The organism is Brevibacterium sp. R8603A2, assembly GCF_023072605.1.
In the GTDB taxonomy this organism is placed as follows: domain Bacteria; phylum Actinomycetota; class Actinomycetes; order Actinomycetales; family Brevibacteriaceae; genus Brevibacterium; species Brevibacterium pityocampae.
Map to the genome: position 1 here is coordinate 40,581 of NZ_JALLGN010000016.1, position 12,605 is coordinate 53,185.

The window sequence follows — 12,605 nt, forward strand, 5'->3', positions numbered from 1 at the left end:
GAGCGTGGACCGGCAATGGCACGTCGAGGCCGAGGTGGCACCGGGGATCGCCCGGATCCGTGCGGGGGAGGACACCGCGTGGTTCCTCCCAGGCGAACCGGCGGCAGCCGAGGCGATTCTGCAGGAAGCACGAGGGGGCGCCACCGGGATCCGGCACATCACGGTCCTCGGGCCGGGCGGCGACGAGGCCACCGGGGTCCGGGTCCCGCGGTTCGCCGGCGGGCTGCTCGTCGATGTCCTGCGCTCGTGTGGGGGATTGTCGAGCGCACAGACGATCGGTGTCCTGCAGGAGTGCTTGACCGCCCTGGCGGAGACCCCTGCAGCGCCGCCGGGCCGGACCCGCCTGCACCGGCACGTGTTCGCCCTCGATGCCGAGGGGGCGATCCGGACCGTCCCGTGCCACACGGCGGCGGCCGGTGCGGTGGAGCCGCAGGTCGAGCTCGGGGAGATCGGGTACCTGTGCCTGACCGGACGGACCTGGACCGAGGCAGCGATCCCGGTGCGATCGCTGCGCCACGCGCCGGCGGAGCCGCTCGCGGTCATCGTCATCGAACTGCTCGAAGCCGCCGCGGAGCTCGACCTCGACATCCACGGGCTGCCGAGATCGCTCTCCGCTCGACTCGCCGCCGCCGGCGACGCTGAGCCGTTCCCGTTCCTCCCCGCGGAGGCCGCAGTTCCGGTCGCCGATGCGGTGACCGCTCAGATCCGGATCGATGCCGGGTACGCGGAGCGGCTCGCGGCTGCGGCGAACGGACGGGGCGCACGCGGCCGCACCGGTCCCGCAGACGGCGGCGTCGCTGATGACCCCGGAGCCGCTGAGGACACCGGGACCGCGGAGCCGACCCGCGGAGGTGCCGGGAGCGCAAGGAGAGCGCGCAGCGCCGCGGGAAGCGGGGGAGTCGGCAGTGCGGGGACCGTGCAGGCACCGGCCCCGTCCGGGGTGGGTCGACTCCGTCGGGCGGCCGGTCGGCGCGGAGCAACGGGTCGAGACGGGAATGCGGGGCGAGACGGGAGCACACGTCGGAGGAGGGCTCGGCACCGGAGCACGGCGGGGAACCGGAGGAGCGGGAGGCCTCGCCGGTGGCCGGGGCACTTCGGTGCCCTCGCCCCGGGGGAGCGCCTCGCGCGGGTCGCGGCCCGGTTGGGTCGGCTCGGACTGCGCCCGCTCGCGGCGGTCGGTGCGATGCTCGCCGTCGTCATCGGGGTCCTCGTTCTCCTGCCCGCTCTCCAGACCGAGCAGCGGACGACCGCGGGGCCGAGCGCTGTGCCCGGGCCGACCGCATCCGGACCGTCCGGCAGCGCCGGTGCGGAGGCAGCGACGCCGGAGTCCTCTCCGCCGGCGGCCTCCGCCCCGCCCGGGCCCGCGACGACGGCCGCTCCGGAGCTGTTCGACCGGGACGACCCGTTCACGGCGTTCCGGGTCCTCACCGAGGCCCGGGCCGCAGCCTATGAAGCCGGTGACGCCGAAGCCCTGTCCACCCTCACGGTGCCCGGTTCGCCGGCGGCCCGGGCGGACGCCCGTGCGCCCGTCGAGGAGAACAGCGGTACGAGGGTGACCATCATGCTCGAGCTGCTCGGGGAGCCCGAGGCCGACGGGGATTCGGCATGGCTCGCGGTGCGCATGCACACGACGACCAGCGCGCCCGACGGCACAGCCGAGGACCACGGCCGGGTGAGCATCCGGGTGGAGCTGCGCTACGGCGCGGACGGCTGGCGCGTCTACCGGATCACGGACGGACACGCCGCAGGGGCGGGATGAGCACAGTGCTCATCCCGCCCCTGCAGCGAGGAGACCCGTGGATCAGAGGTCGAGGTCCGCCTCGAAGTTGCCGTCCTCCAGGCGCGCCTTGATGGTCTGCAGGAAGCGTCCCGCATCCGCACCGTCGACGAGCTGGTGGTTGTAGGTCAGCGGCAGGTAGACCATGTCGCGGATCGCGATGCTGTCCTCCCCGTCGGCCGTCTTGACGACGACCGGACGCTTGGTGATGACACCGGTGCCGATGATCCCGACCTGCGGGGTGTTGATGATCGGGGTGTCGAAGAGCGCTCCGACGCTGCCGATGTTCGTCACCGTGAAGGTGCCGCCGGTGAGCTCATCGGGCCCGATCTTCTTCTCACGGGTCCGTGCGGCGAGGTCGTCGACGGCCTTCGCGAGGCCGGCGATGCTGAGCTCGCCGGCGTCCTTGATCACCGGGACGAGCAGACCGCGCTCGGTGTCGACGGCGACCGCGAGGTTCTCGTGATCGAAGTACGTGATCTCCTTGGCCTCGACGTCGTACACCGCGTTGACCTTCGGGTGGACCTGCAGAGCCTCGACGATCGCCTTGGCGAAGAACGGCAGGAAGCTGAGCTTCACCCCGTGCTTCTGCGCGAAGGCGTCCTTGTGCGCGGCCCGCAGCTTGGCCACCCGGGTCATGTCGACCTCGATGACCTGTGTGAGCTGCGCGGTCGTCTGCAGGGACTCGTGCATGCGCGACGCGATCGTCTGGCGGATGCGCGAGGCCTTCTCGGTGGTGCCGCGGAGCTTCTGCGCCTCCTCCGGGATCTCGTGCGTGTACGCCTCGCGCTGCTCGCCCGCACCGCCGGCGACGGGGGCCGCCGCCTGCGAGGCCGCGGCGTTCTGCGCCGCGGAGAGCACGTCCTGCTTGCGGATCCGGCCGCCCACTCCGGTGCCGGACACCGTCGACAGGTCCACGCCCTTGGCCTTCGCGAGCTTGCGGACCAGCGGGGTGACGTAGGCGGCGTTCTCGGCGCTCACCGTGGCGGAGATGTCGCGCCCGGCGCCGGCCGCGGACTTCTCCGCAGGAGCGGATTCCGCGGACTTCTCGGCGGGCCCGGACTTCGTGGACTCCTGCCCGGAATCCGTGTCCGGCTCGGGGTCCACATCGGTCTCCGCATCGACCTTCTCCGCGGCCTTCTCGCCCTCGGCGTCGGTCTCCGCGGCCTCGTCCGCCTTGTCCTCGGGTTCGGCGTCGGCCTGGTCCTCGGCATCGGCGACCTCGTCGTCGGAGGAGTCGTCCGAAGAGTCGTCGGCGGTGTCGTCCGCGCCGGACTCGCCATCCGAGCTGTCCTCGGTGGGAGCTCCGGAGCCGATGAGCGCGAGCGGCTCGCCGACCTCGACGGTGTCGTCCTCCTCGGCGAGGAGCTTCTGCACGACGCCGGCGACAGGCGAGGGGACCTCGGTGTCGACCTTGTCGGTGGAGACCTCGAGCAGCGGCTCGTCGACCTCGATCTCGTCGCCGACCTCCTTGAGCCAGCGGGTGACGGTGCCCTCGGTCACCGACTCGCCGAGCGCCGGCATGGTGACCTCGGTGGCCTCGCCGGAGCCGGACGAATCCGACTTCGGGGCGGAATCCTCGTCCGCTGAGTCATCAGCAGAGTCGTCGTCCTCGTCAACGGCGTCGTCCTCATCCTCGTCGGCTGCGGACTCGTCGTCGGCCGGGGCGTCGTCGGAGGAATCTTCAGCATCGGAATCCGCCTCGGCATCGGCGGAATCCTCGGACTCGTCCGCGTCGGCGGAGTCGGAGTCGTCGGAGCCGTCGCCGATGACCGCGAGGTCACCGCCGACCTCGACGACATCGTCCTCGTCGGCGAGGATCTGCTCGAGCACGCCCGCGTAGGGGCTGGGGATCTCGGTGTCGACCTTGTCGGTCGACACCTCGAGCAGGGGTTCGTCGACCTCGATCTCGTCACCGACTTCCTTGAGCCAGCGGGTGACGGTGCCTTCAGTGACCGACTCGCCGAGAGCCGGCATCTGCACGGAGTTGGACATAATGGTGTGTCTCCCTCGGGATCAGTTGTGGAAGTGGAGAGGCTTGCCGGCGAGCGCCAGGTGCGCTTCGCCGATCGCGTCGTTCTGCGTGGGGTGCGCGTGGATGAGCTGGGCGACCTCTTCGGGGAACGCCTCCCAGTTGACGATGAGCTGCGCCTCGCCGGCCTGCTCGCTCAGGCGCGCGCCGATGCCGTGGATGCCGAGCACCGGGCCATCCTTCTCGCGCACGACCTTGATGAACCCGTTGGTCTTGAGGATCGCCGACTTGGCGTTGCCACCGAGCGGGTACTCGACCTTCTCGATGCTGTCCTCGCCGTACTCCTCGGCGGCCTTCTTCTCGGTCAGGCCGACGGAGAAGATCTCCGGCTCGCTGTAGGTCACCCGCGGGATCCCGGACTCGATGATCGGGGCCGGGGACAGCCCGGCGATCTCCTCGGCGACGAAGATGCCCTGCGCGAAAGAGCGGTGGGCCAGCTGCAGCCCGGGCACGATGTCGCCCACGGCGTAGATGTTCCCGACCCCGGTGCGCTGGCGCTCATCGACGATGACGAATCCGCGATCGAGCGTGATGCCCTGGTCCTCGAAACCGAATCCCTCGGTCACCGGACCGCGGCCGACGGCGACGAGGAGCACCTGGGCGTCGATGACGGAGCCGTCCTCGAGCTTCACGTGGACCCCGGAGTCGTCCTGCTCGACGCTGTCGAACTTCACGCCCACCTGGAAGCCGATCTTGCGCTTCTTGAACGCCTTCTCCAGGGCCTTGGAGATCGACTCGTCCTCGTTCGCGACGAGGTGGGGCAGGCCTTCGACGATGGTCACCTGCGAGCCGAACGAGGCCCAGACGCTGGCGAACTCGACGCCGATCACGCCGCCGCCGAGCACGACGGCCGATTCCGGCACCTCGTCGTACGTCAGCGCCTGCTCGCTCGTCATCACGCGATCACGGATGTCGATGCCGATGGTCTTCGAGGTCGACCCGGTGGCGAGCACCATGTGGGTGCCGGTGACCTCCATGGTCCCCTCGTCGTTGGTGACCTCGACGGTGTCCTCGGAGACGAGCTTGCCCTCGCCGGCGATGTAGTCGATGCCGCGGGCCTTGATGAGGCCCTGCAGGCCCTTGTAGTTCCGGTCGATGATGCCCTGCTTGAAGTCGAGGACCTTGGGCATGTCGACGCCCTGGAACTCGACCTCGATGCCGAAGCCGCCGGCCTCGCGCGCGGAGTCGGCGACCTCGGCCGCGTGGAGGAGGGCCTTCGTGGGGACGCAGCCCCGGTGCAGGCACGTGCCGCCGACCTTGTCGCGCTCGATGAGCGCGACCTTCATGTCGAGTTGGGCGGCGCGCAGGGCGGCGGCGTATCCTCCGGTGCCACCGCCGAGGACGACGAGATCGTACGTGTTGTCCGGATCGCTCACGGATCGCTCCTTGCAGTACTGAAGGGGTGTGCCGAGGGTGACGGCACGTTTCCATTCATCTTTCCACTAATCGACGGAAATGTCGTGATGAGAGGTGCCGGAATTGCTGTAAGCCGCCTCACGCCCGAAGCCCGGAGGCCCGCCCGCCAGAGGGCGAGCCGGACTCGGGTGCACGCGCGGGGCCGGACCTGCGCTCAGCGTCCGGAGAGCTGCGCGGCGACCTCGACGAGGGTGCGCACCGGGACCCCGGTGCCGCCTGCCGGGGTGTAGCCCCACGGGGATTCCGTGTTGTACGACGGTCCGGCGATGTCGAGGTGCGCCCACTGCACACCGGGGGCGACGAACTCCGCGAGGAAGATGCCGGCGGCGAGCATGCCGCCGTGGCGCTTGCCGGAGTTCTTGAGATCGGCGACCGTCGAATCGAACTGGCGGCGGATCTCCTCGGGGAAGGGCATCGGCCACATCTGCTCGCCGGTCGCACCGGCGGCGAGCACCACCCGGTTGCGCGCACCGTTGGTGCCCATGACGCCGGACACCCGGGTGCCGAGAGCGACGATCTGCGCGCCGGTGAGCGTGGCGATGTCGATGACGAGGTCGGGATCCTCCTCCTGGGCGGCGACGAGTGCATCGGCGAGGACGAGGCGCCCCTCGGCGTCGGTGTTCGTCACCTCCACGGTCTTCCCGCCGTAGATCCGGATCACGTCACTGGGGCGCTGGGCCTCACCGCTGGGCATGTTCTCGGCGAGCGCGAGCCAGGCGGTGGCGCGCACCGGCAGGCCGAGGCCCGCGATCGCGAACAGCGCCTGGGCCGCGGCCGCGGCACCGGCCATGTCGGACTTCATGTCCTCCATCGAGGCCGCCGGCTTGAGCGACAGCCCACCGGAGTCGAAGGTGATGCCTTTGCCGACGAGAGCCAGATGACGGGCGGCTTTGCGGGGGCTGTACTCGAGCTTGACGAGGCGGGGGCCGCGCGGCGAGCCCTGGCCCACGCCGGTGAGCCCGCCGTAGCCCTGCGCGGCGAGCTGCGCGGGGTCGAGCACGGTGACCTTGACCTTGCGTCCCTTCGCCTGCGCGGCGACGGTGTCCGCGAAGGTCTCCGGATAGAGGTCGAGCGGGGGCTGGTTGACGAGATCGCGGGCCCGGTTCGTCGCGGCGACCACCGGAGCGGCCCGGGTTACGCCGTGCGAGCCGTCCTTGTCGGTCGTGAGCACGGAGATCGCCGTCGGGCGGCGCTTGGCCTCCGGAGTGCTGCGGTACTCGGTGTACTGGTAGGCGCCGAGCCCGGCACCGGTGGCGATCGCCTCGGCGGCGGAAGCGGTGTCCGCGGGCAGGGCGAGGGCGACGGACTCGCCCTTCGACAGCGCCCGCACCGCGGTGCCGGCCGCCCGGCGGAGGACTTCATGCGCCTCGTCGGCGCCTGCCTCGCCGACGATGTCGAGCTCATCGAACTCACCGAGGCCGACGAGCAGCACGGAGCGGGCGGCGACGCCCTTGGGGGCCGGGATGCGCGCGTGCGAGTCGACCGCGCCGGAGAAGCCGACCGCGGCGGCCGCCGCGCCGAGCTCCGACTGCGCACCCTTGGGCAGATCGATGCCGGCCGGGAGGGCGGCGGTGCCGTCCTGGGACCGCATGCCGAGGACGAGCACGTCCGCCCGGGCCTTCGCCGGGGCGGTGCCGTCAGCGGTGATGTCGATCGTGGGGGAGGTCATGGATGTCCTTTCGTCGGGGCTGCTGTCCTGCTCACTGATCGTAGTCCGTCGTCCTGGCATCGCGGTGAGCGCCGGGGCGCGAGGCGCGCCGGGCCCGGTCGCCCGCCGTTAGGATGGAGGCGTGTACCGATTGATACTGCGCACCGTGTTCGTGCCGATGGACGCCGAGCGCGCTCATCGGATCAGCTTCGGCGGCCTGCGGGCGCTCGACCGGGTCCCCGGTGTGCGCGCCGCACTCGGCGCCCTGTTCAGCGCCGGCACCGGCGATCCCGCCGAGGTGCTGGGCCTGCCCTTCCCCAATCGGGTCGGGCTGGCGGCCGGGTTCGACAAGAACGCCGCCGGCGTCCGTGCGCTCGCACTGCTGGGCTTCGGGCACATCGAGGTCGGGACGATCACCGCGCACAGCCAGCCGGGTAACGCGCGACCCCGTCTGTTCCGGCTCCTCGACCACGACGCGATCCTCAATCGGATGGGTTTCAACAACGACGGTGCGCGCGCCGCGTCCTTCAACCTCCGCACCGCCCGCACCCGGGTCGCGCGGATGCCCCTGGGAAGGCAGCCGATCATCGGCGTCAACCTCGGCAAGACCAAGGTCGTCGACGCCGTGCGGGCGGCCGAGGACTACCGCGAGTCCGCGCGCATCCTCGCCCCGTTCGCGGACTACCTGGTCATCAATGTGAGCTCGCCGAACACACCGGGGCTGCGCGACCTCCAGTCCACCGCCGCCCTCGAGCCGATCATCCGTGCCGTCCAGGAGGCCGCCGCGTCCGCCGTGCCGGCGCCCCGTTCGCGCCTGGGCCACGTGCCGCTGCTCGTCAAGATCGCTCCCGATCTCGCCGACGCCGATGTCATCGCGGTGGCCGAGCTCGCCCTGCGCACCGGGGTGGACGGGCTCATCACGACGAACACGACGATCGACCGGACGGTGCTCGACGGGTCGGACCGGAGATTCGCCCTCGCCGAGGCCGGCGGGATCTCGGGCCGGCCGCTCGCCGGCAGGGCCTTCGACGTGCTCCGTCTCGTCAAGGCGCACGTCGGCGACCGGCTCGCGGTGATCTCCGTGGGCGGGGTGTCCGACGCCCGCGATGTGCGGGCGCGGCTCGCCGCCGGCGCCGACCTCGTGCAGGTGTACTCGGGGATGATCTACGGCGGGCCGTTCTGGCCCGGCCGCCTGCTGCGCGCGATCAGGCGGGGAACTCGCCGCGCTTGACCTGCGGCTTCGGGATGCGCAGCGGGCGCATCTGGATCGAGCGCATGACGAGGTAGAACGTCAGGCCCTTCTCGAGCCGGTCGCGGCCGCCGAACTTGTCGGCCATCCGGGCCTTGACGCGGTAGTTGAGGACCACGCTGTCGAGGATGACGAGCGCGAGGATGCCGTAGACGATGATGTTCGCGATGACTTGGAAGTCCGGGCCGCCGAACATGCCGACGACGAGCACGATGAGCGCGAGCGGGATGAAGAACTCGCTGATCGACCAGCGCGCGTCGACGAAATCGCGGACGTAGCGGCGCTGCGGTCCGCGGTCACGCGCGGTGAGGTACTTCTCGTCCCCCTGCATGACGCCGATCCGCGCCTGGTCGCGCTGCTTGCGCATCTCGTCGCGGGCGCGCCGGTTGGCCACCTTGCGGTCCTGCGGCACGAGCGGCTGCTTGCGGGCGGCCTGCTGCGCGCTCCGCTTGGGGGTCGGACGGTTCTTCTTCGCCTCTGCCGGATTCACCGCCGCGGGTGCCTCGGGGTGCCCGGGTGCAGGCGAGCCGGCCCCGCCGTCGGGCGTCGTCGCAGGGTCGGCGGCGGAGGAGCCGCTCGCACTCGGGGTCTCGGGGTTCTTGTTCCGTCCAAACACGCATTCAATAGTATCGGACGCATGACCGATTCGAATCCAGCATCCACCGCACCCCTCACCGCCGCCGCCCTCCGCACCGAGCTCGAGGCGATCATGCCCCGCGTGCTCGACTCGCTCGGCTCGCTCGTCGCGATCCCGTCGATCGCCTGGCCGACGCTGGACCCCGCTCCGGTTCGCGCCAGTGCCGAGGCGGTGGCCGATCTCGCGCGGGCCGCCGGGTTCGACCGCGTCGACATCCTCACCGCGCATACCCCCGACGGCACCCCGGGCTACCCTGCGGTCGTCGCCTCGATCCCGGCGCCCCCCGGTCGGCCCACGGTCGTGCTCTACGCCCACCACGACGTCCAGCCCACCGGTGACGAATCGCTGTGGGACACCCCGCCATTCACCGCGACCCGGGTGGGGGACCGGCTGTTCGGCCGGGGCGCCGCCGACGACAAGGCCGGGATCATGGTCCACCTCACCGCGCTCGAACTCCTGGGCGAGCGGCTCGGGGTGGGCGTGACGCTGTTCGTCGAGGGCGAGGAGGAGGCCGGCTCGCCGAGCTTCCGGGATTTCCTCGAGCGCTACCGGGAACGGCTCACCGGGGACGTCATCGTCGTCGCCGACTCCGGAAACTGGGCGGCCGGCGTCCCCGCGCTGACCTCGAGCCTGCGGGGGATGGCCGCACTCGAGTTCACCGTGCGCACCCTGGATCACGCCGTCCACTCCGGGATGTACGGCGGCCTCGTGCCGGATGCGATGCTCGCCATGACCCGGCTGCTCGCCACGCTCCACGACGACGCCGGAGCGGTCGCAGTGCCCGGCCTCGTGCGGCGGGAGACCGCCGACGTCGAGTATGAGGAGGGGGAGCTGCGCCGCGATTCGGGGGTGCTGCCGGACACTGCGCTCATCGGCTCCGGCTCGCTGGCCTCCCGCCTGTGGGCGCAGCCGTCGATCACCGTGATCGGTCTCGACAACCCGCACGTCGACGACTCCTCGAACACCCTGCAGGCCTCGCTCCGGGCCAAGCTCTCGATCCGGCTCGCGCCGGGCGACTCGCCGGAATCGGCACTCGCCGCGGTCAAGCAGCACCTGGCCGAGGCGGTCCCGTTCGGCGCGCAGATCGAGTTCGGCCCCGAGGAGAGCGGCAGCCCGTGGCAGGCCGATGCGGACGACCCGGTCACCGCGCTCGCCCAGCAGGCGCTCAGCGATGGCTTCGGTGTCGAGTGCGTGCGCATGGGGCTCGGGGGCTCGATCCCCTTCATCGCCGATCTCACCGCGGTGTTCCCGGCGGCCTCGATCCTCGTCACCGGGGTGGAGGATCCCGACGCCCGGGCGCACAGCGCGAACGAATCGCTCTATCTGCCCGACTTCGCCTCCGCGATCGTGTCCGAGGCGCTGCTGCTCGACCGCCTCGCACACGGCGCGGAGTCGGCGGAATAATGCACCCGGGACGGGCGTTCGTTCATGTAGCCTGTGTCCGAACCACATGTCTGCGAAGGAGTCCCCGATGACAGTCACGAACGAAGCCCCGGTGCACGAGATCGATCTCTCCACCGCGGCCGCGGACAAGGTCCGCAGCCTCCTCCAGCAGGAGGGCCGGGACGATCTCCGGCTCCGGGTGGCGGTGCAGCCGGGCGGCTGCTCGGGCCTGATCTACCAGCTCTACTTCGACGAGCGGTTCCTCGACGGCGATGCCGTGCGGAACTTCGGCGGCGTCGAAGTCATCGTCGACCGGATGAGCGTGCCGTATCTCAACGGCTCGACCATCGACTTCTCGGACACCATCGAGAAGCAGGGCTTCACGATCGACAACCCGAATGCGGGCGGTTCGTGCGCCTGCGGTGACTCCTTCCACTGAGGCCGCGGCGGCGGATCCCGATCCGCACCGCGAACCGCCTCCGCCGGAGTCCGGAGACGACATGGACCTGGGTGATCTGCGCGCCGTCGGCGAGCTGCGCAGCATCACCCAGGTCCTCTCTGCGTATCGAGCCGGACTGTTCCCCATGGGGCTGGGGGAGGGCGGCTCCGGGCCGATCGGCTGGTGGGCACCGCGCCGCCGTGGCGTGCTGCGGCCCGGTGAGCTGCACGTCTCCACCAGCCTGCGGCGGTCCATGCGAAGGTTCTCCGTGACGGTCGACACGGATTTCGCCGCGGTCGTACGGGCGTGCGCCGACCCGGCCCGGCCCGGGGCCTGGATCACCGAGGAGTTCATCGAGCTCTACCTCGTGCTCCACCGGGCGGGGTATGCGCATTCGGTCGAGGTCCGGGCCGACGAAGAGCTCGTCGGCGGCCTCTACGGGGTCGCACTCGGGGGAGTGTTCGCCGGGGAATCGATGTTCCACACCCGCACCGACGCCTCGAAGGCGGCACTCGCGCACCTCGTCGGGATCCTCGACGGCGCAGACGATCCCGCCCCCTGGCTCATCGACACGCAATGGCGGACTCCGCACCTCGCGCGCCTCGGCGTGTCGGAGATCAGCGCCTTCGAGTACCTGTCCGCCCTGCGAAGCGCGCTCGAGCGGAATCATTCGCAGGCTTTTCTCACCGATTGAGCAGTTGAGTGTGATTTTCTACCGTGCGTAGCGGTAAGGTATGTGGAGACAGAATCAGAATTCGGTGATCCGCCCCGCCGGCGGCGGCCAGCACGGCGCGCAGGAGTGCGCGCGGGCGGGCCCACCAGGGCGGACGGTCATCGACGGAAGTTGTGAAAGGCTGCACGTGGATTCTCCGAATCAGCCAGTGCGCGGCAAGCGACGGATCTGGCCCAGACGGCTCGTGGCCGTCGGCGCAGTTGCCATGACAGCCCTCCTCGCCGGGTGCTCCCGCGAGGTCTGGGAGGTCGGGTTCTTCCCGGTGGAGTCCAAGGGAGCGACCTCCCACACGGACGCCTACACCGCGCTGTGGAACGGCGGCTGGATCGCCGCCCTGCTCGTCGGCCTCGTCACCTGGGGACTCATCCTCTGGTGCGTCATCGCCTTCCGGCGCAAGAAGTCGGACCGGGGCCTGCCAGTGCAGCTGGCCTACAACATGCCGATCGAGATCCTCTACACGGTCATCCCGATCATCCTCGTCGTGGGCTTCTTCTTCCACAACGTCAGCGCCCTCGAGAAGACCATCGACGACGAGACGCCGGGAGAGCAGGTCATCGAGGTCGTCGGCAAGCAGTGGGCCTGGGACTTCAACTATGTGACCGAGGACGTCCACTACGCCGGCGTCCAGGTCAACCTCGACGGCACCGAGCAGCCGGGCTACGACGCACCGACGCTCTACCTGCCGGCCGACACCGACATCGAACTCGTCATGCGCTCGCGCGACGTCATCCACTCCTTCTGGGTCCCCGCCTTCCTCGAGAAGCGCGACATGATCCCGGGACGCGAGTCGTCGATCCACCTTCGTCCCCTCAAGGAGGGCACCTACGTGGGCAAGTGCGCCGAGCTCTGCGGTGAGTTCCACGCAGAGATGCTCTTCAACGTCGAGGTCGTTCCGGAGAACGAGTTCATCGAATACACGGACAGCCTGCGCGAGCAGGGCAACACCGGCATCCTCGGCCCGGATTACGACCGCACCGAGTGGTACCAGAATCCCTATGAGCAGGAAGAGGGGGCTGAACAATGACAGCCGTCGCTGAGAACCGGTCCACGACCGCGGTGACCCGGGATCCGCTCCCCAGGAGCAAGGGTCGGATCGTCGTCGACTGGATCACCTCCACCGACCACAAGACCATCGGGTACATGTACCTGATCGCCTCCTTCATCTTCTTCTGCATCGGCGGCGTCATGGCGCTGCTCATCCGGCTCGAGCTGTTCGAGCCCGGGATGCAGATCATCGAGACGAAGGAGCAGTACAACCAGCTGTTCACCATGCACGGCACGATCATGCTGC

General features: G+C 70.3%; 11 protein-coding genes. 7 read left to right on the plus strand and 4 right to left on the minus strand.

Translation table 11 applies throughout. From position 1 onward, the window contains the following. Positions 1-4: 4 nt before the first annotated feature. Positions 5-1,759: a hypothetical protein gene (locus MTQ12_RS13725; protein ID WP_247619067.1), complete on the plus strand. Its 1,755-nt coding sequence runs from the start codon at positions 5-7 to the stop codon at positions 1,757-1,759. Positions 1,760-1,801: 42 nt separating this feature from the next. On the opposite strand, the gene sucB is transcribed toward MTQ12_RS13725, so the two are convergent. From sucB to MTQ12_RS13740, 3 genes are all read right to left on the minus strand, one after another. Beyond that, on the minus strand, positions 1,802-3,772 hold the full coding sequence (gene sucB / locus MTQ12_RS13730) for a 2-oxoglutarate dehydrogenase, E2 component, dihydrolipoamide succinyltransferase (RefSeq protein WP_247619068.1): 1,971 nt from the start codon (positions 3,770-3,772) through the stop codon (positions 1,802-1,804). A 21-nt stretch (positions 3,773-3,793) separates the two neighbouring features. After that, the gene (lpdA, locus tag MTQ12_RS13735; protein WP_247619069.1) at positions 3,794-5,185 is read right to left on the minus strand and encodes a dihydrolipoyl dehydrogenase; all 1,392 of its coding nucleotides are present in this window, start codon (positions 5,183-5,185) and stop codon (positions 3,794-3,796) included. Between the two features lie 194 nt (positions 5,186-5,379). After that, positions 5,380-6,894, minus strand: coding sequence for a leucyl aminopeptidase (locus MTQ12_RS13740; RefSeq protein WP_247619070.1), 1,515 nt, complete (start codon positions 6,892-6,894; stop codon positions 5,380-5,382). A gap of 121 nt (positions 6,895-7,015) precedes the next feature. Between MTQ12_RS13740 and MTQ12_RS13745 the strand changes: the two genes are divergently transcribed. Continuing rightward, positions 7,016-8,104 (plus strand): quinone-dependent dihydroorotate dehydrogenase, encoded by a 1,089-nt coding sequence (locus tag MTQ12_RS13745; protein ID WP_137319640.1) that lies wholly within the window; start codon positions 7,016-7,018, stop codon positions 8,102-8,104. On the opposite strand, the gene MTQ12_RS13750 is transcribed toward MTQ12_RS13745, so the two are convergent. Further along, entirely contained in the window at positions 8,079-8,738 is a 660-nt protein-coding gene (locus tag MTQ12_RS13750; RefSeq protein WP_247619071.1) for a DUF3043 domain-containing protein, read from the minus strand. The two genes, MTQ12_RS13745 and MTQ12_RS13750, sit on opposite strands and share 26 nt — an antisense overlap. A gap of 21 nt (positions 8,739-8,759) precedes the next feature. On the opposite strand from MTQ12_RS13750, the gene MTQ12_RS13755 reads away from it, so the two are divergent. From MTQ12_RS13755 to MTQ12_RS13775, 5 genes are all read left to right on the plus strand, one after another. Continuing rightward, positions 8,760-10,163 (plus strand): dipeptidase, encoded by a 1,404-nt coding sequence (locus MTQ12_RS13755; RefSeq protein ID WP_247619072.1) that lies wholly within the window; start codon positions 8,760-8,762, stop codon positions 10,161-10,163. A gap of 67 nt (positions 10,164-10,230) precedes the next feature. Next, a complete protein-coding gene (locus MTQ12_RS13760) occupies positions 10,231-10,581 on the plus strand; it encodes an iron-sulfur cluster assembly accessory protein (protein ID WP_175406957.1) in 351 nt (116 codons plus the stop codon). A 61-nt stretch (positions 10,582-10,642) separates the two neighbouring features. Beyond that, the gene (aat, locus tag MTQ12_RS13765) at positions 10,643-11,275 is read left to right on the plus strand and encodes a leucyl/phenylalanyl-tRNA--protein transferase (protein WP_217494856.1); all 633 of its coding nucleotides are present in this window, start codon (positions 10,643-10,645) and stop codon (positions 11,273-11,275) included. 244 nt (positions 11,276-11,519) lie between these two features. Further along, positions 11,520-12,338 (plus strand): cytochrome c oxidase subunit II, encoded by an 819-nt coding sequence (gene coxB, locus MTQ12_RS13770; protein ID WP_247619073.1) that lies wholly within the window; start codon positions 11,520-11,522, stop codon positions 12,336-12,338. Next, positions 12,335-12,605 (plus strand): cbb3-type cytochrome c oxidase subunit I (locus MTQ12_RS13775; RefSeq protein WP_247619074.1); only part of this gene is annotated, 271 nt, incomplete at its 3' end. The genes coxB and MTQ12_RS13775, both read left to right, overlap by 4 nt.